19 protein-coding genes are annotated in these 20988 nt (G+C 71.6%); 2 read left to right on the forward strand and 17 right to left on the reverse strand.

Annotated elements, in window-relative coordinates:
* Window positions 1-705: 705 nt before the first annotated feature.
* The 7 genes from VGD70_RS32600 to VGD70_RS32630 form a co-directional block, all read right to left on the reverse strand.
* The gene (locus VGD70_RS32600; protein ID WP_331088215.1) at window positions 706-1944 is read right to left on the reverse strand and encodes a styrene monooxygenase/indole monooxygenase family protein; all 1239 of its coding nucleotides are present in this window, start codon (window positions 1942-1944) and stop codon (window positions 706-708) included.
* Window positions 1945-1992: 48 nt separating this feature from the next.
* Entirely contained in the window at window positions 1993-2589 is a 597-nt protein-coding gene (locus VGD70_RS32605; protein WP_331088218.1) for a GTP-binding protein, read from the reverse strand.
* On the reverse strand, window positions 2564-2974 hold the full coding sequence (locus VGD70_RS32610) for a DUF742 domain-containing protein (RefSeq protein WP_414638121.1): 411 nt from the start codon (window positions 2972-2974) through the stop codon (window positions 2564-2566). Before VGD70_RS32610 ends, VGD70_RS32605 begins: the two co-directional genes overlap by 26 nt.
* Before the next feature lie 20 nt (window positions 2975-2994).
* Window positions 2995-3441 carry a roadblock/LC7 domain-containing protein gene (locus tag VGD70_RS32615; protein WP_331088220.1) on the reverse strand — a complete coding sequence of 149 codons (447 nt, stop codon included), beginning with the start codon at window positions 3439-3441 and terminating at the stop codon, window positions 2995-2997.
* Window positions 3438-4814, reverse strand: coding sequence for a sensor histidine kinase (locus VGD70_RS32620; protein WP_331088222.1), 1377 nt, complete (start codon window positions 4812-4814; stop codon window positions 3438-3440). Before VGD70_RS32620 ends, VGD70_RS32615 begins: the two co-directional genes overlap by 4 nt.
* Window positions 4815-5426: 612 nt before the next feature.
* Window positions 5427-7232 (reverse strand): ABC transporter ATP-binding protein, encoded by a 1806-nt coding sequence (locus VGD70_RS32625; protein WP_331088224.1) that lies wholly within the window; start codon window positions 7230-7232, stop codon window positions 5427-5429.
* Window positions 7229-8944 carry an ABC transporter ATP-binding protein gene (locus VGD70_RS32630; RefSeq protein ID WP_331088225.1) on the reverse strand — a complete coding sequence of 572 codons (1716 nt, stop codon included), beginning with the start codon at window positions 8942-8944 and terminating at the stop codon, window positions 7229-7231. Before VGD70_RS32630 ends, VGD70_RS32625 begins: the two co-directional genes overlap by 4 nt.
* A gap of 209 nt (window positions 8945-9153) precedes the next feature.
* On the opposite strand from VGD70_RS32630, the gene VGD70_RS32635 reads away from it, so the two are divergent.
* Complete coding sequence (locus tag VGD70_RS32635) at window positions 9154-10068, forward strand: sucrase ferredoxin (protein WP_331088227.1); 915 nt, start codon at window positions 9154-9156, stop codon at window positions 10066-10068.
* Window positions 10069-10213: 145 nt separating this feature from the next.
* On the opposite strand, the gene VGD70_RS32640 is transcribed toward VGD70_RS32635, so the two are convergent.
* The 3 genes from VGD70_RS32640 to VGD70_RS32650 all read right to left on the reverse strand — a co-directional run bounded on the left by VGD70_RS32640 (window position 10214) and on the right by VGD70_RS32650 (window position 12582).
* Window positions 10214-10921, reverse strand: coding sequence for an HD family phosphohydrolase (locus VGD70_RS32640; protein WP_331088229.1), 708 nt, complete (start codon window positions 10919-10921; stop codon window positions 10214-10216).
* Window positions 10922-11041: 120 nt separating this feature from the next.
* Window positions 11042-11680 carry a hypothetical protein gene (locus VGD70_RS32645; protein WP_331088231.1) on the reverse strand — a complete coding sequence of 213 codons (639 nt, stop codon included), beginning with the start codon at window positions 11678-11680 and terminating at the stop codon, window positions 11042-11044.
* A 5-nt stretch (window positions 11681-11685) separates the two neighbouring features.
* Window positions 11686-12582: a hypothetical protein gene (locus tag VGD70_RS32650; protein ID WP_331088233.1), complete on the reverse strand. Its 897-nt coding sequence runs from the start codon at window positions 12580-12582 to the stop codon at window positions 11686-11688.
* A gap of 280 nt (window positions 12583-12862) precedes the next feature.
* On the opposite strand from VGD70_RS32650, the gene VGD70_RS32655 reads away from it, so the two are divergent.
* Window positions 12863-13474 carry an FKBP-type peptidyl-prolyl cis-trans isomerase gene (locus VGD70_RS32655; protein ID WP_331088235.1) on the forward strand — a complete coding sequence of 204 codons (612 nt, stop codon included), beginning with the start codon at window positions 12863-12865 and terminating at the stop codon, window positions 13472-13474.
* An 85-nt stretch (window positions 13475-13559) separates the two neighbouring features.
* On the opposite strand, the gene VGD70_RS32660 is transcribed toward VGD70_RS32655, so the two are convergent.
* The 7 genes from VGD70_RS32660 to mptB all read right to left on the reverse strand — a co-directional run bounded on the left by VGD70_RS32660 (window position 13560) and on the right by mptB (window position 20939).
* The gene (locus tag VGD70_RS32660; RefSeq protein ID WP_331088237.1) at window positions 13560-14531 is read right to left on the reverse strand and encodes a quinone oxidoreductase; all 972 of its coding nucleotides are present in this window, start codon (window positions 14529-14531) and stop codon (window positions 13560-13562) included.
* A gap of 38 nt (window positions 14532-14569) precedes the next feature.
* A complete protein-coding gene (locus tag VGD70_RS32665) occupies window positions 14570-15526 on the reverse strand; it encodes an acyl-CoA desaturase (protein ID WP_414638122.1) in 957 nt (318 codons plus the stop codon).
* Window positions 15527-15608: 82 nt separating this feature from the next.
* Window positions 15609-16580: a heme A synthase gene (locus VGD70_RS32670; RefSeq protein WP_331088241.1), complete on the reverse strand. Its 972-nt coding sequence runs from the start codon at window positions 16578-16580 to the stop codon at window positions 15609-15611.
* 133 nt (window positions 16581-16713) lie between these two features.
* The gene (locus VGD70_RS32675) at window positions 16714-17493 is read right to left on the reverse strand and encodes an ABC transporter permease (RefSeq protein ID WP_331088243.1); all 780 of its coding nucleotides are present in this window, start codon (window positions 17491-17493) and stop codon (window positions 16714-16716) included.
* Window positions 17493-18428 (reverse strand): ABC transporter ATP-binding protein, encoded by a 936-nt coding sequence (locus VGD70_RS32680; RefSeq protein WP_331088245.1) that lies wholly within the window; start codon window positions 18426-18428, stop codon window positions 17493-17495. The genes VGD70_RS32675 and VGD70_RS32680 overlap by 1 nt, the downstream gene beginning before the upstream one ends.
* A gap of 23 nt (window positions 18429-18451) precedes the next feature.
* Window positions 18452-19063, reverse strand: coding sequence for a DUF6058 family natural product biosynthesis protein (locus tag VGD70_RS32685; protein WP_331088247.1), 612 nt, complete (start codon window positions 19061-19063; stop codon window positions 18452-18454).
* Window positions 19064-19073: 10 nt separating this feature from the next.
* Window positions 19074-20939, reverse strand: coding sequence for a polyprenol phosphomannose-dependent alpha 1,6 mannosyltransferase MptB (gene mptB, locus VGD70_RS32690; protein WP_331088251.1), 1866 nt, complete (start codon window positions 20937-20939; stop codon window positions 19074-19076).
* Window positions 20940-20988 lie beyond the last annotated feature (49 nt).

Below are 20988 nucleotides of genomic sequence, written 5' to 3' on the forward strand. Positions count from 1 at the left end.
CACGAGCCCGAGGGCGACCCACGCCGCGGGCCCGCGCCCGAGCAGGTCCGCGGTCATGGCGCCTCCCTCGTCGCACCAGACGCTAGATCATCCGGGCGGGACGGGTCCCCGCCGTAACCGGACGGTTGCCGAGGCCGGACAGATCCGCAACTGGCCGTGCCGACGCCGCCTCACCGGCACCCGGGAGCAATGGCCCGGGAGCGACCGAAAGCGGGCAACCGGGAGCGGCGAGCCGAAGCCGGGTGCCGGGCCAGGCGGTGGCGGCGGGCGGGCATCGGGCAGGCGGCGGGCCCGGGTCGGCCGACGGTGGCGGAGCAGAGCGCGCCACCGCCGAGGGCACCGGCCCGAGGCGCCCGCGCGGGCCGCCGTGCGCAAGGGCGCGGCCTCCGGCCCCCGGTATCCATTCTACGAAGGGGCACCGACAAGAACGTGCCCTGTGGACAGCTCCCTGTGGACAGTCGAAAGCTGTCGGCCCCTGCCCGTAGGCTGGAAACCGGGGCCGGAGGCCACAGCCCAAAGGCGACAGTCAGCCCGCGGCGATCGCCAAAGCCGCGACGGCAGGCGCGCCCAACTGGCCGACAACACCGCCGCAACGCGGCGACCGCCACCAGAGACACCAGTCCGACGACGACAGCCAGTCCGCGGCGACCGCCGGCCAACAACACCAGCCCAACGGCGAGTCAGTTCGCCGCGCGCCGGCGAAGGTCAGCTTGCGGCGGCGGTCGCGCTTGCCAGGAAGGCGGCGGCCTTGTCCGGGGACATGAACCAGTGCTGGAAGTCCGTCGGGTCCGCGAAACCGTTCGCGAACCGCTTGGCCACCGCCGGCACCTGGCCCGCCGCACCGATGATCTCCAGCACGTGCGGGGGCGGCGGCTGCAGCATCGCGTTCGTCCACTCGGTTACGTGGCGGGCGTACTCCCAGTACTTCTCGAACGTTCGCTCCATCCACGCGCGGTCGAATGCACCGTCGTGGGCCAGGATCTCGTCGAGGTAGAGCGCGGCACAGTGGCTGGCGTTGTTCGAGCCCTGGCCGGTGATCGGGTCGTTGGCCACGACGACATCGGCCATGCCGAAGACGACCGCGCCGGACGGTAGCTCGCCGACCGGCCTGCGGACGACCGGGGTGTAGCCACCCATGAGCGAACCGCCCTGGTCGGTGAGGACCGCGTTGCGGGAGCGCTCGTACTCCCACGGCGTGTAGGTCCGCATCAGCTCCAGGATGCGGCGCAGGTGCTCGTCCGGCGACGGGCGGTCGCTGAACACGTCCAGCGGGCCGCCGGGGATTCCCTCGAAGAACAAAATATCGCAGTTCCCGGACACCGTGTAGCACGGGATCATGAACAGCTCGCCGACGCCGGGAATGATGTTGAACCGCACCGCGGCGAAGTCCGGGTGCTCGGGGCGGCGCTCGACACCGTGGGCGTACACAAGGGACAGTGCGCGCTGCGGGGTGGTGTACGGCGACCGGGAAGGGTCGCGGTCGAACAGCTGCACCAGCTCACCCTTGCCGGCGGCCACGATCGTGAGGTCGTACATGGACGCGAGCTTGTCGAGGTCCGCGGTCGTGACGCCGTGGATGACGAGCTGGCCACCGCGCTCCTCGAACAGCTCCAGCCACCCGGCCATCTTCACCCGCTGGTCGACCGACTGCCCGTAACGGTCCATCTTGGCCACCCAGTCGAGCACCCGGCTCCCGTCGGGCGCGGCGATGGAGACGCCGAGGCCCGCAAAGGGAACCGTCTGCTCCTCCCACAGGTTCAGCTGGTGGTCACGCTCGTTCTGCAACGCGGGTCCGAACATGCCCTGCGTCGACATCACCCGACCGTCCCGGATCTCCTCCGGGGTGCGGGCCGACATCACCGTCACCTCGTAGTCGTGCTCCAGCAGGGTCAAGGCGAGTTGCAGGCCGGACTGGCCTGCCCCGACGATCAACACCTTGCGCATGTTCTGTACTGCTCCTCCGGTGGGGACGACGACGTGGGAGAACCCCGGCTACCCGGGCGCGGTGACCTTGGCCAGCGCCAGCGAATGCGTGACGACCTGCTGCATCACCCCGATGGACGACCCGCGGTCGCGGGCGTCGCACTCGATCAGCGGGATGTGGTCGGCGAGCGCGAGCGCGTCCCGGACCTCGTCGAGGTCGTGCTGCTGCTTACCCTCGAACCGGTTCACCGCCACGATGAACGGCAGCACGGAGTCGTGCTCGAAGTAGTTGACCGCCGCGAAGGACTGGTCGATCCGGTTGGTGTCGACGAGCACCACCGCACCCAGCGCGCCGCGGGACAGGTCGTCCCACAGGAACCAGAACCGCGACTGGCCCGGCGTGCCGAACAGGTACAGCAACAGGTCCGAGTGCAACGTGATCCGGCCGAAGTCCATGGCTACCGTGGTGGTCGACTTCTTCCCGCCCGGCGGCAGGTCGTCGACCCCCTCGCTGGCCTCGGTCATCCACGCGTCGGTGTTGAGCGGCTGCACCTCGGAGACCGAGTTGACCATGGTGGTCTTGCCGACCCCGAACCCACCGGCGATGACGATCTTCGCGGATATCGTCAGCAGACCCGAGTCAGACGGGAAGCTGCTTGAGTCCATCGAGGATCCTCTCCAGCACTTGCGGATTGTTCTGGTACGCGTACGCCGTGGGGTGGATGAACACCGCGTTCTGCCCGGCGAGATCGCTGATCAGCACCCGGACCACGCCGAGCGGCAGGGTGAGCGTGGCGGACAGCTCCGCGATCGACATGCGCTGGCACGCGCGGGTGTACAGCAGGCGCGACTCGGGCATCAGCGACTCGGCGAGCACCGGGTCGAACTCGGGCACCGAGATCAGCGTCTCGACCAGCAGGTGGTGCCTGGTCCACGTCCGGCCGCCGGTGAGCGCGTACGGGCGGACCCGCTTGCTCTTCATCTTGGTCGTCTTCGGCCTGGCGCCGTTGCGCGTGTCTCCGCGCGTGTCGTCGTCGCTGGACACCGTGATCACGTCCTTGGCGGGGTCGGTCATGCCTGGGGCCGGCGCGCGGTCAGGACTCGGCGCAGGTTGGCACGCAGCTCCGGGGTGAGCGCGTGCCCCGCGTTGGTGACGAACTGCGTCATCTCGTAGGCCACGACCCGCATGTCGCACTCCGGACCGGTGAGCACGGCAAGGCCCGCGCCGGTGCCGATCCCCATGAACAGGAAGTACCCACGGGTGAGCCGGATGATGATCTGCTCGCAGGCACCCTTGCCGTAGAGCGCCGCGCTGCTGCCGGCGAGGCTGAGCAGGCCGCTCGCGATCGCGGCGAGCTGCTCGGCGTCGTCGGCCTGCACGGCCGCGGACGCGGTCAGCGGGAACCCGTCCGACGACGTGATCAGGGCGTGGCTGACGCCGTGCACCTTGTCGACGAAGTCGTTGAGCAGCCAGGTGATGTCGCTGGCGGTGTGCGGCTTCTCGTTGGCGGCGGTCACGGCGCGGTACCGCCCGACGGCTGGTCGGGGTCACGCCGGGGCCCGGCAGGTAAGTCAGTGGCCTGCTCCGCGCCCTGGCCGGGTGCCGGGGCGGTCTCGGCGGGCGGGGCCGGTGCGAGGTCGGGGTCGTCGCCGGCCGGCCACTGCGCGGCCTTCGCGGCCTGCTCGCCCTCGGCGAACGCGTCGAGGTCGGCGAGCAGCTGCTCGTGGCCGGCCTTCTCGTCCAGCGGGGCGATCGGCGGCACGGGCACCGGGGTCGAGTCGTCGCCGTGGTCGGGGCTCTTGATGCTGCGCGACACCCGGCGGGGCAGGCCGTTGACGGTGTGGCCGCCCTCGACCATGTCCTTCGGCTGGGGCTGTGGCGGCCGGGCGACGGTGCGGCTGGCGGCGGCGGTCCGCTTGGGCAGACCACCGGACGTGGTGGCGGTGGGTGCCGCGTGCCGGGGCCGCGGCGACGGGCGCCGGGCGGCCGGCACGGTCTGCGGCTGCCGGTCGAGGTCGGCGGTGGGCACGACCACGGTCTGCGAGCCGGACCAGCCGGCCTCGGGCAGCTCGCACACCAGGCCCGCGGGCAGCAGGACGGTGGCGGTGGTGCCGTGCGGCGAGCGGCGGTCGAGCCGGACCCGCATCTCGTGCCGGGCGGCCAGCCGGCGGACCACGGCGAGGCCCATGTGCCGCACCGAGTCGTCGTTGAGCTTGGGCTCGTCGGACAGCCGGCCGTTGAGCTCGGCGAGCCGGTCGGCGGGCAGGCCGATGCCGTCGTCCTCGATGCGCATCAGCACGCTGCCGGAGTCGGTGAGGTGCGCGCTGACCCGGACCGACGTGTCCGGCGGGGACTGCTTGGCGGCGTTGTCGAGGAGCTCGGCGAGCAGCCGGCCGAGGTCGTCCGCGGCGATGCCGACGACACCCAGCGACAGCACCCGGCCGATGGAGACCCGCGAGTAGCCGTCGATCGAGGACATCGCCGCGCGGATCACGTCCACGAGCGAGCCGGTGTCGGACAGGGCGTCGCTGGCGTCGCGGCCGGCGAGCACGCGGAGGTTCTCGGCGTTGCGCCGCAGCCGCGCGGCCAGGTGGTCCAGCTTGTAGAGCTCGGTGAGCCGATCGGGATCGGCCTCGTGCTCCTCCATGCTCTCGAGCAGCGCGAGCAGCGAGTCGACCAGGTTGAGGTCACGCAAAGCGATGCTGGCGCAGATGTCGACGACCGCGCCCTCGGGCTCCTGGTGGACCATCGACTCGCGCGTGCCCTCGATGACCCGGGGGAACGCCGTGGTCTGACCGCGCGGGGGATCCAGGAACTGGACCGCCGCGACACGGGAGCGTTCGAGCAGGTCGCGGGAGCGTTGGAGCAGTTGTCTGGTGCGGGTGGTCATTGTGTCCCAACGGTTTCTCGTCACGAGCGGGAACGGGGCCGACTGCGGACGGCAACGCGGCCATGTAACCAGAAGGGGTGGGACGTGTCTACGACCGGTCCTGGATCTGCTGCGGACAGTAGTCAGGGTAAGACCGTCCACTGTGGAACGCAGAACGCCGTGACAAGCGGTGATGCCGATTCGTTACACTTCCGGGTGGTAACGGTCAGTGATCGGTGTGTGATGCAACTTGCTGATCGGCAACGGCGTCGCCGCCTCCGTGCGGCCATAGAGGACGTACTGACCGTCCCTCCTGGACCGGACCAATCCGGCACGCCGGAGCACCGTGAGGTGCTAGGTCGGCTAAGACCTGTCTCGTAGATCATGTGACGTCCTGCGCGACCACCGGAACCTCAGGGGACCGTGACGACACCCAGCCACCACCCACCCCGACACCCACACCACTCGCCGGGACGCAACGCACACTGTTAATCCCGGGGAGGCGGACTGGGTGAAGTCCTGCACCGACCACCGGAACCTCAGGGGACCGCGACGGCACCCAGCCACCACCCACCTCGATACCCGCACTATCCGCTGGGACGCAACGCACACTGTTAATCCCGGGGAGGCGGACTAGTGCGCGCCGTGCCAGGACCGCCACAGGCCCGCGTACGCTCCCCCGGCCTCGACCAGCTCGTCGTGGCTGCCGAGCTCGGTGATCCGGCCGTCGGCCATCACCGCGACCCGGTCGGCGTAGTGCGCGGTGTGCAGCCGGTGCGCGATCGCGATCACCGTGCGGCCGGCCAGCACGGCACCCATCGCGCGCTCGGCGTGCCGGGCGGTGGCCGGGTCGAGCAGCGCGGTGGCCTCGTCGAGGATCACCGTGTGCGGGTCGGCGAGCACGACCCGGGCGAGCGCGAGCTGCTGGGCCTGGGCGGCGTCGAGCGCGGTGGCGCCGGCGCCGAGGTCGGTGTCGAGCCCGCCGGGCAGCGTGTGCACCCAGTCGGCGTCGACCGTGGCGAGCGCCTCGAGCAGCTGCCGGTCGGTGGCACCGGGTGCGGCGATGGCGAGGTTGTCCCGCACGGTCCCGATGAACACGTGGTGCTCCTGGGTGACGAGCACGATCCGGCGGCGCAGCTCGTCGGGTGCGAGGTCGGCGACGGGGACGCCGCCGACGGTGACCGCGCCGGCCCGGGGCGCGTCGACACCGGCGAGGAGCCGGCCGAGGGTGGACTTGCCGGCGCCGGAGGGGCCGACGATCGCGAGCCGCTCCCCCGGCCGGACGTCGAGGTCGACGCCGTGCAGGACGTCGCGATGTCCGGCGTGGTAGGCGTAGCGGACGCCGGTGACCTGGAGCCGGTCGTCGCGCGGGTGCCCGCCGGGCGGCGGCTCGGTGCCGGCGTGGGCGACGCCCTTGATGCGGGCCAGCGACGCGGTGCTGCGCTGCAGGCTCTCCAGCCACATGAGCACCCGGTTGAGCGGGTCGGTGAGCTGCATCGTGTAGAGGCCGGCGGAGATCACCGCGCCGAGGGTCGCGAGGTCGTTGACGTAGAGCACGCCGCCGATGGTGAGCACGATGCCGACGGACAGGACGTAGGAGAAGTCCATCTGCGGGAACAGGACGCTGCGCAGGAACAGCGTGTAGACCCGGGTCCGGTGCGCGTCGGCGACCCGCTCGTCGCCGGCGGCGATCCGGCGGCGCTGCAGGCCGAACGCCTCGACGGTGCGGGCGCCGTCGGCGGTGGCGGCGAGGGTCTCGGACATCTCGGAGTTCGCCGCGCCCTCGGCGAGGTAGCCGTCGCGGGCGCGGTTGAGGTACCAGCGGGCGGTGAACCAGAGCCCGGAGATGCCGGCGAGTGAGCTGAGGCCGAGCAGCGGGTTGATCACGACGGTGGCGGCGATGATGAAGGCGGTCTGCAGGAGGCCGACGAACACCTCGGGGGCCGCGGTGGTGAGTGCCGAGCCGACGGTGGCGATGTCGGCGGTGGTGCGGGCCATGAGGTCGCCGGTGCCGGCGCGCTCGACGACCGAGGTGGGCAGCGCGAGCGTGCGGTCGACGAACTCCTCGCGCAGGCGGGCCAGCGCGCGTTCGGCGAAGCGGTGGGCGAGGTAGTGGGCGAAGCGGGTGAGCAGCACGTGGGCGACCGCGAACCCGACGATGGCCAGCGCCAGGAGGTCCACTGTGGACGTGTCGGGGTGGCCGCCCTCGACCTGGTTGACGATGCGGCCGATGAGCCAGGGCGCGGCGAGGCCGGCGGCGGCCGCGAGACCGGTGGTGAGCAGGACGAGGACGGTGCCGCGCCGGTCGGTGGTGAGGAGCTCCCAGTTGGCGCGGCGGACCTCGGCCCGGCCGGCCACGGGGAGCCGCCAGCCGTGCTGTGCCGGCGCGGTCTGTGGTCGCCCGGTGTGTGGTGGCCCGGTCTGTGGTGGCGCGGTCATACGAGCTCCTCCTCGCTGCCGCGGTAGGCGAGGGCGCGGTAGCCGGGCTCGGTGGCGAGGAGGTCGGCGTGGCTGCCGGTGGCGGCGACCCGGCCGTCGACGAGGTAGGCGACCCGGTCGGCGCGGTCGAGCAGCAGCGGTGAGGTGCCGACGACGACGGTGGCGCGGCCGCGGCGGGTGTCGCGCAGCCGGGTGGCGATGACGGCCTCGGTGTGCGCGTCGACCGCGGAGGTGGGCTCGACCAGGATCAGCACCTCGGGGTCGGCGAGCAGCGCGCGGACGAGGCGCAGCCGCTGGCGTTGGCCGCCGGACAGGTCGCGGCCCTGGGCCTCGACCCAGGAGTCGAGCTCGCCGGGCAGGCCGGTGACGATGTCCTCGGCGGCGGCCGTGTGGACGGCGGTGTGGATCTCGGTGTCGGCGTGGTCGCGTTCGGTGGTGACCGTGTCGCGGAGTTGGCCGGCGAACAGGTAGGCGTCGTTGTCGGCGACGAGGATGCGGCGGCGGACCTCGTCGACCGGCATGGTGGCGAGTGGGCGGCCGCCCCAGGTGGCGGCGGAGTCGACGTAGCGGCCGATCCGGTCGACGGCGGCGAGTGCGTCGGCGGGCCGGGCGGCGGCGACCGCGAGCAGCTCCCCCGGCCGGACGGTGAGCCCGGAGGCCGGGTCGTGCAGGTCCGCGGGCCGCGGTGGGCAGGGGGTGGCGGCGCGGTCGGGGACGGTGGGCTCGAGGGTGAGGACGCGGGTGACCCGGCGGGCGGCGACGAGGCCGCGGTTGACGTCCTGCGCGCCCTCGATGAGGAAGTACACCGGGGTGGCGAGCATGGCGACGTAGCCGTAGACGGCGACCATCTCGCCGACGCTGATCTCGCCGGCGGCGGTCATCCGGGCGGCGAGCCAGGTGACGGCGGCGAGGAAGAGGCTGGGCAGGCCGACGGTGACGGCCTCGATCCAGCTGGACACGGCGCCGACCCGGTAGCCCTCGGCCCGCAGCGCGTCGGACTCGCGGTGGTAGCGCTCGGCGAAGCGGTCCTTGCCGCCGATGCCGCAGAGCACGCGCAGGCCGGAGACGATGTCGCCGGCGCGGGCGGCGAGCGCGCCCTGCTGCTCGCGGTAGGCGGTCTCGGCGTCGCGCATCCGGTTGAGCAGCGGGCCGAGTGCGAGCATGAGCGCGGGCACGCCGAGGAGGACGACGAGCGCGATGAGCGGTGAGATGCCGATGAGCAGCACGGCGACGACGGCGTAGGACACGATCGCGCCGATGCCGGGGCCGGTGGTGGTCATGGTGCGCATGACGCGGTCGAGGTCGGCGGCGCCGATGGAGACGACCTCGCCGGTGCTGACCCGGCGGGGCAGCTCGGCGCCGACCCCGACGGCGTGCCGGATGACGACCTGGACGGTGCGGAAGCCGGCGTCGAGGCGGATGAACGTCATCGTGCGGTGGCGCATGATGCCGATGAGCGAGTTGACCATGCCGGCGAGGATGATCAGGCCCACCCAGAGGCCGAGCTGGCCGAGGTTCTTGGGCCGCAGCCCGTCGTCGATGGCGCGGGCGATGAGGTAGGGCGGAACGACGAGGCCGAGCATCCAGGTGCTGCCGAGCAGGAAGCCGAGGCACACGCGCCACCGTTGCTTCTTCACCAACCACAGCAGGTAGCGTGCTGGGCCTCGCGCGTCCGGGACGCCGGGATCGGCGTAGGGGACCTTGAGGCGCATGCCTCCACCCTATTGATCGCCGAAATTCGTTAACGGACTCGCCGTTGCGCTCGCAGCGAGACCGGCTTGTCCACGTCGGCGCGGGTACGCTGCCGTCGTGGGGTATCCAGCCCCCTTGCCTGCTTCGCCCGCTGGTCGGGCTGGGGTCTCGGTCGAACCGGCGACGAGGTCACGGCACGACCCGGCCCCGTCGTGAGAGTCTGTTGTGGATGGAAGCGTTGCGCTGCTCGGCCCTGTCCGAGGCGATCGGTGAGCCGCTGGCCGGGACCGCGGCCACGGCCCGCTCGTGGTTGTGCGTCGAGCAGCCCGGTCCGTGGGGCCGGGACGCGCTGTCCGCGAGCCACCTCGACGAGGACGTCGCCCGCGAGCTCGCCGGTCTCGCCGCCGGCACCGGGGTCCGGATCGTCCTGATCCGCCGGCCCGGCAGCCATCCCGACCGGCACCGGCCCGTCCCGCGGCACGTGTACCTCGCGCACACCGCGCCCGGGAACACGTGGCTCGAGCGGGCACTGGTCAGCGACCCGAAGGTGCTGCTCGACCTGGACTTCACCCGCGCCGGCAACGGCGAGCAGGGGCTGCTCGGCGAACGGGTGCCCGACCGGCTGCTGCTGGTGTGCACCAACGGCCGCCGCGACGTGTGCTGCGCGCTGCGCGGCCGGCCGGTCGCCGCGGCGCTCGCGGCGCGGCACGGCGAGTCGGTGTGGGAGTGCACCCACCTCGGCGGCCACCGGTTCGCGCCGACCGCGGTGCTGCTGCCGACCGGCTACGCGTACGGGCGGCTCGACGTGGCCTCCGCCGGCGCGCTGGTCACCGGCGGGTCCTCGGTCGTCCTGGAGAACTGCCGGGGCCGCTCGACGTGGCCGCCCGCCGGGCAGGTGGCCGAGCTGGCCGTGCGCGCCCGCGCGGGCGAGCCGAGGCCGGACGCGCTGCGCGTGGTCTCCGTCGACAAGACCACCGACGGCGGCTGGCTCGCCACGGTCTCCCACGCCGACGGCCGGGAGTGGCGCGTGGCGGTGGTCGAGCGCGAGGTGGGCCCGGCCCGCCCGGCGAGCTGCGCGGCGGCGCCCACCCCGGCGATCGCCCTCGAGGTGCTCAGCGTCCGCGAGACGGCGATCTGCGGCTAGTCCGCCTCCCCGGGATTGACAGTGTGCGTTGCGTCCCGGCGAATAGTGCGAGTATCGGAGGTGGATGGTGGCTGGGTACCGTCACGGTCTCCTGAGGTTCCGCTGGTCGGCGCGGGACTTCACACGATGATCTACGAGACAGGCCTTAAGGGCGCCCCGGCAGGCCGATGATCCCCAGCGAGGTGACGGCGTCGAGCAGGTCGGCGACGTCGTGGTCGTCCAGCGACTCGCGGATGTGCTGCCAGAGCATGAGGTTGGTCGCGGCCCAGCGGGAGTACGCGGCGGCTGCCTGCGTGTTGTAGAAGTAGTAGCCGTCGTCGTGCGCGGTCTGCTGCTCGCCGATGATCTTGTCGGCTAACTCGCGCAGGGTGATGCCGTTCTCCGCGAGGTAGCGGTGCGACAGCATCACCGGCGTCACCGGGAGCGCCTTGAACAACGTGTCGGCGTCGGACAGCGCCTGCGCCTCCAGCGAGATTTCCGGCCCGCGGTTGGCCATCTCCGCCTCGACCACGATGTCGTCGATCCACTGCGCGGTGGCGGCGCCGACCCCGGCCCGGGAGAGCATGTCGAGCCGCAGCCGCGCGCCCTCGGCGGCGGGGGAGTTGCGGCGGACGAGGTAGTTCACGTCGTGCACCAGCGCGGCGGTCTCCACCACGCTGACCTCGGCGCCGTTGGCCACGGCGAACTGGACGGCCTTGGCCCGCACGAAGCTGACGTGGTGCCACCCGTGGAAGGGCAGCCGCTTGGCGTACCGCGAGCACAGCTGGCGTACGAGCGCGTCGACGACGGTGAGCGCAGCCGCCGGCACGGCGGGCGCGACGGCGTCGACCACGGCGGCGTCCTCGGTGTGCATGGTGCCTCCCCACAACCGGCAAGGCCGGCTGTCGGGGAAACATGGTAGCCGCCACGGTGTGCTTCCAGAAACCTCCAGCGAGCGAATCAAGGTCTGGTCAAGGGCGAGTCAGGGAATGGCTCAGAGGCGGCTGGCCAGGTGCTCCAGCCTCGTCTCCACCGGCACGTGCCGGTGGCTCTCGTGGGTGTCCGGGTCGTAGGACAGGCTCCACGGCGTCACCTCGCGCGACTTCACGAGGAAGGTCATGGTGCCGTCGGCGGCCCGGGGGATCCGGTGGAAGTCCGACGCGAGCAGGAAGCCGGACGCGCCCACGGGGCACGGCGTGCTCCTCACCAGCTCGGCCGAGGTGATCCGGTCGGTCTCCGGGGTGATCGTCGCGGTGTAGCGTTCGTGCAGGTAGCCGCCGCGCAGGATCGTCGTGCAGAAGTGGTAGCGGTGGTTGTGCACCGAGTCGGCGTAGCCGGCCCGCCAGTCCCGCTGCTCCTTGTACTCGTGCAGCCAGAAGGTGAACGGCTCGTCCGGCCGGTCCCGCAGGCACCAGGCGAAGTGGGTGGTCGTCTCGCGGGACCGCTTGATCATGGTGGCCGCCTGGTCGGCCGGCAGCTCGAGCAGGTGGTGACGCAGGTTGGTCCGTAAGCCCGGCTGCTCCGCCCAGGTCGCGAACCACTTGTCCACGCTGCCCCAGCGCCGGGACAGGTCGAACTCGGCCGAGCTCAGCTGCTCGGCCAGCTCGCCCAGGGCGGAGACCCGGATGGGCACGACAATCAGCTCCCCAACTCTGCGGTGACGGAGAACTCCCGGAGGAAGTTGTAGAACTCGGCGTTCAGCTCGAGGAACTGCTCCTCGGTGAGCGGCGAGCCGGTGATCTTCTGGAACTGCTTGATGAAGTCCCCGCGCGTGGTGTCCGGCTTGATCACCAGGTGGTGGGCGTGCGGCGAGGCGGAGATCCGGCCGAACTCGGCGCGCTCCATGTTGTAGATGAACGAGCCCTCCGAGAAGCGCAGCGTGCGCGGGTACTCGGTGGTGGCTCGAGCATCGCTGTAGAGCGTGACCCAGACGCTGTCGTCGAAGATCTCCAGCCGGTCGGTCGGCGGGTCGGTGATCACCGTGACCTCGATCCGGGTGCACCGGCTGCGGGCGAGGTACAGCCCGACGAGCCCGATGCGGATCTCCTCGTGCAGCCGGGCGTGGATGGTGTCGTAGTCGACGTCCGCGGCCGAGTGCCGGATCAGGTACCTGGCCCGGCCGCTGATCCCGCTGAGGTTGCGCGGGTCGGCGACCACGGCCCGGAACTCCCACTCCGCCTTGGACAGCAGCAGCCGCGCCGCCGCGTGCCGGCCGGAGAAGCCGCGGAACAGGTACTGCCTGGTCCGCTGCAGGTCCTGCATCATCAGCTTGTTGAACGCCGGGTCGGGCTCGGCGGTGGGCTCGAACACGTGCGTGGGGAAGAACTCGCGGTTCATCGAGCGGTACTCGTCGGACAGGTCACGCAGGGCCTGGCGGCTCTCGTCGATGAGCGGCGTGAGCATGGCCCGCTGGGTGGCGGTCGCGGTGATGAGTGTCTGGCCGAAGCCGACGATGGCCGAGACCATGGTTCCGGTGGCGACCGCGGTGAGCAGGTTTCTGCCCGCGCCCGGCGCCATGCCGCTCGTGGCGATCATTGCCACGCCCGATGTCACCAACAAGATCAGGAGTAGGAGGCCGGTTCTAGTCCAGAAGATCTCTTGAATCGGGTTCTTGCGGAGGCCCTTGGCATCCGCGGACAACGGGCTTCACCTCCTTGGACGCACCCGTTCGGCTGAATGCTCTACGTATTTGATCGAGCGCGGGGAGTTACTCTACCGCTGGTTCCAGACGTGAGATATAGGCGAAACGAGTGACCGCAACGGTTACCGATAGCCGCCGTTCGGCCCCGGAACGCGCCCTTTAAGCTCGCGAACCATGCGCAACGTGAGCAAGGTCCTTGTCGTGGTGGCAATGGCGTTGACCCTCGGTGGGTGCGTCAACCGCGAGTCGCCGTCCAGCCAGCCGCCCGGGGAGACCGTGAGCTTCCCGCCGCCGAGCGAGTCGGCGTCCCAGTCGGCGCCGGAGTCCAGCGGGTCGTCGGAGACGTCGGGCGTCAACACGGCGGTCGAGTGCACGGCCGACGACATCACCGTCAGCGGTGCGGCGGGGGCGAAGCCGAAGATCACGGTGCCGGACACCTGCTCGCCACCCACCAAGCTGCTCAGCAAGGACCTGACCCCGGGCACCGGCCCGGAGGCCACCCCCGGCTCGACCGTGCAGACCAACTACCTGCTGATGACCTGGTCGGACAAGCACGAGGTGGACACCACCTGGCAGGAGGGCCGCGGCCCGTTCCCGCTGGAGAACGTCGGCAAGGCGCAGGTGATCCCGGGCTGGAACCAGGGCATGATCGGCATCAAGCAGGGCGGCCGGCGCCTCCTGGTGATCCCGCCGGACCTGGGCTACGGCGCGCAGGGCCAGCCGCCGGTGCAGCCGAACGAGACCCTGGTGTTCGTCGTCGACGCCGTCCAGGTGACCCCGGCCTGAGCACGTGTCGATGCGACTCGCGCCCACGCAGCCGCCGGGCGCGCGTCGACGGCCTTGAGTCGCCCGTCGCGCGCGTCCGGGGAACTCAGGGAATCAGGAGGAGCTTGCCCGTGGTCCGCCGGCCTTCGAGGTCTTCGTGGGCCTTGCGGGCGTCGGCGAGCGGGTAGCGGGCGCCGATCCGGACGGTGATGCGGCCGCCCGAGATGGCCGAGAACAGCTCCTCGCAGCGCCAGCGGAACTCCTCCGGCGTGGCGATGTGGTGGGCGAGCGTGGGCCGGGTGAGGAACACTGAGCCGGCCGCGTTGAGCCGCTGCGGGTCGACCGGCGGCACCGGACCGCTGGACGCGCCGAACAGGGCGAGCGTGCCGCGCGGCGCGAGGCTGGCCAGGCTGCCGTCGAAGGTGTCCTTGCCCACGCCGTCGTACACGGCGTTGACGCCCGCGCCACCGGTGAGCCGGCGGGTCTCCTCGGCGAAGTCGGTCTCGGTGTAGCGGATGACCTCGTCGGTGCCGACCTCCCGGCAGACCTGCTCCTTCGCCGCGGTGGACACCGTGCCGATGACCCGGCCGCCGCGGGACCTGGCGGCCTGCACGAGCAGCAGGCCGACCCCGCCCGCGACGGCGTGGACGAGCACGGTGTCGCCGGGCTTGACCGGGTAGGTGGACGTGACCAGGTAGTGCGCCGTGAGGCCCTGCAGCATGGCGGCCGCGGCGACCTCGTCGTCGAGGCCGTCGGGCACCGGGAACGCCTTGCGGGCCGGCACAACGGCCTGCTGCGCGTAAGAGCCGGGAACGTCGGCCCACGCGACGTGGTCGCCGACGGCGACGTCGGTGACGTCCGGGCCGGCCTCGCGGACGACGCCCGCGCCCTCGTTGCCGGGCGTGAACGGCAGGTCCCTCGGGTAGTGGCCACGCCGGTGGTAGGTGTCGATGTAGTTGACGCCCGCCGCGCGGACGTCGACCAGCAGGTCACCCGGCCCCGGCGACGGTGGCTCGACCTCGGCGAGCTCGAGCACCTCCGGTCCGCCGACGGCGCGTACCACCACTGCCTTCGCCACGTCGTCCTCCGCGCGTTGGTCCAGGGCCTGCCCGGACCCTAACGCGTCGGCACGACTCTTTTCGCGTCGAGCCGTTCGGGCTTCGGCCAGCGGACGTTGGTGGCCCAGCCGAGCTTCTCGAAGATCCAGATGACCCGCGCGGAGATGTCGAGCTGGCCGCGCAGCACGCCGTGCCGGGCGCCCGTCGGGTCCGCGTGGTGGGAGTTGTGCCACGACTCGCCCATGGACAGGAGCGCGAGCGGCCAGAAGTTGGCGGCCTTGTCGCGGCTGACGAACGGCCGCGAGCCGACCATGTGGCAGATCGAGTTGACCGACCAGGTGACGTGGTGCAGGAAGGCGATGCGGACGAGGCCGGCCCAGAAGAACGCGGTGACCGCGCCCCACCAGGACATGGTGATGAGGCCGCCGAGCACGCCGGGCAGCACGAGGCTGACCACCGTCAGCGGGATGAACAGCTTGTCCAGCAACCGGATGTCGCGGTCGGCGAGGAGGTCGGGGGCGAACCGGTCGGCGTTGGTGAGGTCGCGCTCGAACAGCCAGCCCATGTGGGCGTGCCAGAAACCCTTGGCGAGCGCGGCCGCGGAGGTGCCGAACAGCCAGGGGGAGTGCGGGTCGCCCTCACGGTCGGAGAACGCGTGGTGGCGGCGGTGGTCGGCGACCCAGGCGATGACCGAGCCCTGCGCGGCCAGGCCGGCGGCCACGGCCATCGCGATGCGCAGCGGGCGGTTGGCCTTGAACGCGCCGTGGGTGAAGTAGCGGTGGTAGCCGACGGTGACGCCGAGCGAGGAGACGAGGTAGAAGCCGGCGGCCAGGCCGATGTCGGTCCAGCCGAGGCCCCAGCCCCAGGCCAGCGGCACGGCCGCGACCATGGCGGCGAAGGGGATGAAGACGAAGAGCTTCACGAGGAACGTCTCCGGCAGCGAGCGCCGGCGACCGATCAGGGGTTTTGACTGGGGACGGGGTTCTTCGCGCGTCGGCGAGAGCGTGGATGTGATGAGTCCGGAAACCTCGTATCTCGGCCGGGACGCGGCCTGTCAACGTACCTACGGTTACGTAGCCGTAGGTTCGGTCTCCACGTTAGGTGGTCTGTGGCTCCTGCGCCACAATCGTGTCCTTGGTCTTAGGTGACTCAAAGCTTTGGTCCTGGATCCCGCACCACAGCGACGCGGTCGCGATGATCACCGACATCGCGCCGAGAACGTGCAGGGAGACGAGCAGCTCGGGAACGCCGGTCCAGAACTGGACGAGGCCGATCGTGCCCTGCGCGAGCGCGACCGCGAGCAGGATCCGGTAGCGCCGCCACGGCGGGTTCGCGGTGCCGCGCAGGTAGAAGCCGAGCAGCACGAGCGAGCCCAGGAACGTGTAGAGGAAGGCCGCGTGCACGTGGGCCAGCGTCTCAACCGGGATGTCGAGTCTCGGCGTGGCGCGGTCGCCGCCGTGCGGTCCGGCGCCGGTGACCATGGTGCCGGTGACCAGGATGCCGACGAGCAGGCCGGTCTGGACGGTGAGCCAGGTGGCCAGCGTCGGGTTGGTGCTGTGGGTTCTCGGTGGGCCGTCGTCCTTGGGCACAGCGTGCGCGAAGAGGGTGGCGAGCCAGACCATCACGGTGGAGGCGAGCAGGTGCACGGCCACGCTCCACCAGACGAGGTCGAGCCGGACGGTGATGCCGCCCAGGATGGCCTGGACGACGACGCCCACCGGCATGGCGATGGCGAGGCGGAGGTAGCGCCGGTCGCGCGGCTTGTGCAGGACGGCGAGCACGAGGGCGGCGCCGGCGATGAGCCCGACCACGCCGGTGAAGAGCCGGTTGCCGTACTCGATCCACTGGTTGAGCGTGGCGTACTCGGGATGCTCGACGGGCACCATGCTGCCGGGGAAGCACTGCGGCCAGGTGGGACACCCGAGCCCGGACCCGGTGACCCGGACGATGGCCCCGGTCATCGCGATCAGCGCCTGGGTCGTGACGACGGCGATGGCGACGCCTAGTTGGAGCCTTCGGCTGGGGCTGGGTACCCGCGCGACACGGGCCTGAAGAGACGCGAACGGCACCGGCCGATCGTATGCACCTGTCCCTGAGGCTCTGGTCCGGCCCTGCTCTATCGCTCGCTCTGGTCCTTGCGGCTGTTTCCCTCGCCGGCGTGGAGCAAGCTTGTTTGCCTGCTGGCCTCGCGTCGCTGGGGTTTCAGGACAGCTTCGTCGTTCGTGCGGCCAGTAGGGCTGCCGCTGCTCCCCAGCCCAAGAGGACCGCGAACACCGTCCAGCTCGGTACCGCGCCGTCCACCAGGGCGGTTCGCATGCCCTCCGCCAATGCGCCCGACGGCAGCAGGCCTACGACGGTCGCCAGTGTGCCGGGCATCGAGTCGGTGGGGACGGCCAGGCCGCCGGCCAGCAGGAGGACGAACCACACGATGTTGGCCAGCCCCAGGACGATCTCCGCCTTGAGCGCGCCGCCCAGCAGGACGCCCAGGGCGCCGAACGACAGCGTGCCCAAGATCACCAGAAGAACGGCCCAGGCTATGCCGGCCGGCGAGGGGGACCAGCCCAGCAGGGCCGCCACCACCGCCAGCGCGACCAGCTGCACGGCCACGACGACCAACCCCGCGATGGTCCGGCCGCCGACCAGTAGCCACCTCGGCAGGGCCGTGGCCGCCAGGCGCTTGAGGACTCCGTAACGCCTGTCGAAGCCCAGGGCGATGGCCTGGCCGGTGAACGCGGACGACATGACCGCGAGCGCGAAGATCCGTGGCGCCACCGAGTCGATGCGGGGCTCGGGCACCGAGAAGATGTCCAGCACCGTGAGGCCGATCAGCAGCGCCAGCGGAATGAGCAGCGTGAGCAGGACCTGCTCGCTGTTGCGCAGCGTCAGCAGGGCCTCGGTACGGGCATGCGTGAGCAGCATCCGACCGATGCGCCCCCGGCCGGGGGCCGGGGTGAAGGTGCCGGCCGGAAAGGTGGCTGTCATCAGCGGAGCTCACGTCCCGTCAGGTCCAGGAAGACGTCCTCCAGGCTGCGCCGGCCGACATACAGCTCCTCGGCCAGGACGCCCTGCTGCGCGCACCACGCGGTGACCGCCGAGACCACCTGCGGGTCGACCCGGCCGGAGAGCAGGTACGAGCCCGGCGTGGGCTCGCTGATGCGCAGGCCGTCGGGCAGCGCGGCGCACAGCTGGCTGGTGTCCAGGCCCGCCCGGGCGCGGAAGCGCAGCTGCGCGGCGTCCGGCTGCTCGGCCGTGAGCTGCCGGGGACTGCCCTCGGCGACGACCCGGCCGCGGTCGATGATGACCACCTGGTCGGCCAGTTCCTCGGCCTCCTCCATCGCGTGCGTGGTGAGCAGGACGCTCACCCCGTCCGCGCGCAGTGCCTCGACGAGCTCCCACACCAGCCGGCGCGCCTGGGGGTCGAGGCCCGACGTTGGCTCGTCCAGGAACACCAGCTCCGGGCGCCCCACCAGCGCGCACGCCAGCGACAGCCGCTGCTGCTGACCGCCGGACAGCCGCTTGTACGGTGTCCGCCGGGCCGACGCCAGGCCGAGCACGTCGATGAGCCAGGCCGGCTCGATGGGGTCGGCCGCGCAGGCGGCGACGAGCGCGAGCATCTCCTCGGCCCGCACCCCCGGGTACGCGCCGCCGCCCTGGGGCATCACCCCGATCCGCGGGCGCAGGCGATCGCCCTGGGTGGCCGGGTCGAGGCCGAGCACCCGCACCGAACCGGCGTCACGGCGCAGGAAGCCCTCGCAGATCTCGATGGTGGTGGTCTTGCCGGCACCGTTGGGCCCGAGCAGCGCGAGCACCTGGCCTCGCTCGACGCGGAGGCTGAGTCCGTCGACCGCGGTGGTGGCCCCGAAGCGCTTGGTCAGCCCCGACACGTCGACGGCGGGAACTGGGGTGCTGGGGCTCACGACGCTAAGGCTATGACGTCAGCTCAGACCATGGATTCACGACCCTCGAAGGCCTGCTCGAACGCCACCGGGTACTGCTGGCGCACCCGGTCGATGTGCCGGCCGCGGCTGGTGTCGCCCCAGCGCTGCCGGTCGAAGTCGGTGAACGGCCGCTCGAGCGCGTCGAGCGTGTCCACCGCGGTGCGTAACTCCGAGTGCCACCCGGGGTCGGCCTCGGCGGGCACGGCTACCAGCGCCTCGATCCGGCGGATGAGCCGGTTCTTCTCGGCCATCGACTCCGGTGTGACTGACCGCAGGCACACGCCGAACTGGCCGGACAGGTACCCCGCCCAGTCCTCGGCGGCGTCGGCCTCGGCGGAGGGCGACGCCGCCGCCGCGGCCAGGTAGCGCGACCGGAACCGGCCGGGTAGCGCGTCGACCCCACCGGCCTCGTCGACAAGCGCGAAGTAGTCGGGCGGGAAGCGTGCCTCGCCGCTGGGGAGCACGTAGGTGGCCTGCGGTAACCGGCCCGCGGAGATCAGCGCGCGGACCTCGGCGACGCTCTGCGCCCGGCCGTCGCACAGCTCGCCGAGGGTGCGGTACTCGGCGATGACGTATCGAATGTCTGACTGGGTGAAACCCGGCTCGCTCACCATGGCCCGGAGGCTATGCCGGGGCACCGACAGTTTCGGGCACCTCGCGCTTGGGCCGGCTCGGGATGTGCTTGCGGACCAGGAACAACGCCAGCAGAACCACGATCGCGGCGGCCAGGTAGGTGTAGGCCAGCTGGAACGTGCGGCCCTCGAACGTGGTGCCGGTGGGCGGCAGGGCCACCGCGAACGCCGCGCTGATCGCGGTCGCCATCGTGCGGAACCGGATGTTGCCGGCCGCGACGGCCAGCGGCAGCGCGGCCCACAGCAGGTACCAGGGTTGCACGGTGGCACCGAACACCAGTACCGCGCCGAGTGCCGCGCCGAGCCCGATCATCGGCCGCAGCCGCCAGCGGAAGCTGTCGAGCAGGAGCTTGGCCGCGAGGAGCGGGCCGAGCACGGTGCCGACCATCCGGCTGACCGTGATGGCCGCGTCGATGTGGTTGCCCAGCCCCAGCACGATGCCCAGGCCCCCGGCGCCGAACCCGATCGCGGTCATCGGTGCCATCCAGCTCTTGATGGCGTTGGCCGTGTTGAGCGTCATCGCCCAGCCGTAGCCCAGCCCGCTGCCCAGCGAGGCGATGGTGAGCACGGTGAGGAACAGCACCATCAGCACCGCGCCGGTACTGAACAGATGGGTCCAGCGCCCCCCGCGCCGCCGGGCGATCATCACCCCGAGGAAGCCGAGTGCGAGCGCCGCCGGGATCTTGACCGCGGCCGCGAGCGTGATCACCGTGGCGCCGACGGCGTACCAGAGCAGCTCGCCCTGCTGCCACGGCGGGAACGGCCCGTCCGAGGTGACCCGCGGCATCCTGCGCAGCGCCAGCTCGATGCCCACCAGCATGAGCCCGATCGCCAGCGCCTCGTTGTGCACGCCCACGACCAGGTGGAACAGCACGAGCGGGTTGGCCGCGCCGAGCCACAGCGCGCTGACGGGGTTGATGCCGAACCGCCGGGCCAGCCGCGGCAGCGCCCACACGATCATGGCGAAGCCGAGGAGCGCGAGCAGCCGGTGGAACGCCACGCCCATCACCACGTGGTCGCCGGTGATCCAGGTGATGCCCTTGCCGATGGTGATGAACAGCGGCCCGTACGGCGACGGGGTGTCGCGCCACATCGTGGGCACCGCGCGGGTGAGCGGGTCGGCGTTGCCCAGCGCCTCGGCCGGGCCGACCGTGTACGGGTCGAGGCCGCGGGCGGCGATCTCGCTCTGCGCCAGGTAGCTGTAGACGTCCTTGGAGAACATCGGGACGGTGAACACGAGCGGCGCGGTCCACATGATGAGCGTGCGCGCCATCTGCGGTGGCGACACCATCCGCTCGCGGCCGGGCAGCGACAGCCGGCCCAGGCCCAGCCAGGCGAGCACGATCATGAACACGCCGGTGAACGCGAGCGCGATGGAGACCGTGGTCATCCGGCTGAACAGGCTGAGGAACGGCAGGCTCCACACCGGGTTGAACACCGGCGCCGCCCCCGCCCCGAGCGACCCGACGGCCAGCAGCAGCGACCCGACCGTGCCGAACCGGCGGACGACGTCGAGCTGCCTGAGCTCGCGGTCGTCCAGAGCGTCGGTCGCGTCGCTGACGGGCGCAGGTGAGCGCCCGTTGACGTCCTCACGCACCTTGTCTCCCGCCACCACGTGAGCAGCGTATCCGTGAGCGAGAGCGCCGGAGCGTTCGCCGTCTGGACGCGTGAGTGGGAGTGACGGAGCGTTCGCCGTCTGGACGTAGGAGAAGCGCAGGCGCGCCAGCGCCGAGCATCGCACGGAGGAAGACGGCGAGTAGCGCAGGAGCGGAGCGAACCATTCAGCACCGTGAGCGGGAGCGACGGAGCGTTCGCCGTCTGGACGTAGGAGAAGCGCAGGCGCGTCCGCGCCGAGCATCGCACGGAGGAAGACGGCGAGTAGCGGAGGAGCGAAGCGAACAATCCAA

It is taken from the genome of Actinophytocola sp., from assembly GCF_036402745.1.
Taxonomy (GTDB): domain Bacteria; phylum Actinomycetota; class Actinomycetes; order Mycobacteriales; family Pseudonocardiaceae; genus Actinophytocola.

Excerpts from the sequence above, each read along its gene's own strand:
- VGD70_RS32655 (WP_331088235.1), top strand. The coding sequence starts at position 12,863 with ATGCGCAACGTGAGCAAGGTCCTTGTCGTGGTGGCAATGGCGTTGACC.
- VGD70_RS32685 (WP_331088247.1), bottom strand. The coding sequence starts at position 19,063 with ATGGTGAGCGAGCCGGGTTTCACCCAGTCAGACATTCGATACGTCATC.
- VGD70_RS32625 (WP_331088224.1), bottom strand. The coding sequence starts at position 7,232 with ATGACCGCGCCACCACAGACCGGGCCACCACACACCGGGCGACCACAG.
- mptB (WP_331088251.1), bottom strand. The coding sequence starts at position 20,939 with ATGCTCGGCGCGGACGCGCCTGCGCTTCTCCTACGTCCAGACGGCGAA.
- VGD70_RS32635 (WP_331088227.1), top strand. The coding sequence starts at position 9,154 with ATGGAAGCGTTGCGCTGCTCGGCCCTGTCCGAGGCGATCGGTGAGCCG.
- VGD70_RS32600 (WP_331088215.1), bottom strand. The coding sequence starts at position 1,944 with ATGCGCAAGGTGTTGATCGTCGGGGCAGGCCAGTCCGGCCTGCAACTC.
- VGD70_RS32620 (WP_331088222.1), bottom strand. The coding sequence starts at position 4,814 with ATGACCACCCGCACCAGACAACTGCTCCAACGCTCCCGCGACCTGCTC.
- VGD70_RS32650 (WP_331088233.1), bottom strand. The coding sequence starts at position 12,582 with ATGATCGCCACGAGCGGCATGGCGCCGGGCGCGGGCAGAAACCTGCTC.
- VGD70_RS32605 (WP_331088218.1), bottom strand. The coding sequence starts at position 2,589 with ATGGACTCAAGCAGCTTCCCGTCTGACTCGGGTCTGCTGACGATATCC.
- VGD70_RS32675 (WP_331088243.1), bottom strand. The coding sequence starts at position 17,493 with ATGACAGCCACCTTTCCGGCCGGCACCTTCACCCCGGCCCCCGGCCGG.
- VGD70_RS32630 (WP_331088225.1), bottom strand. The coding sequence starts at position 8,944 with ATGCGCCTCAAGGTCCCCTACGCCGATCCCGGCGTCCCGGACGCGCGA.
- VGD70_RS32640 (WP_331088229.1), bottom strand. The coding sequence starts at position 10,921 with ATGCACACCGAGGACGCCGCCGTGGTCGACGCCGTCGCGCCCGCCGTG.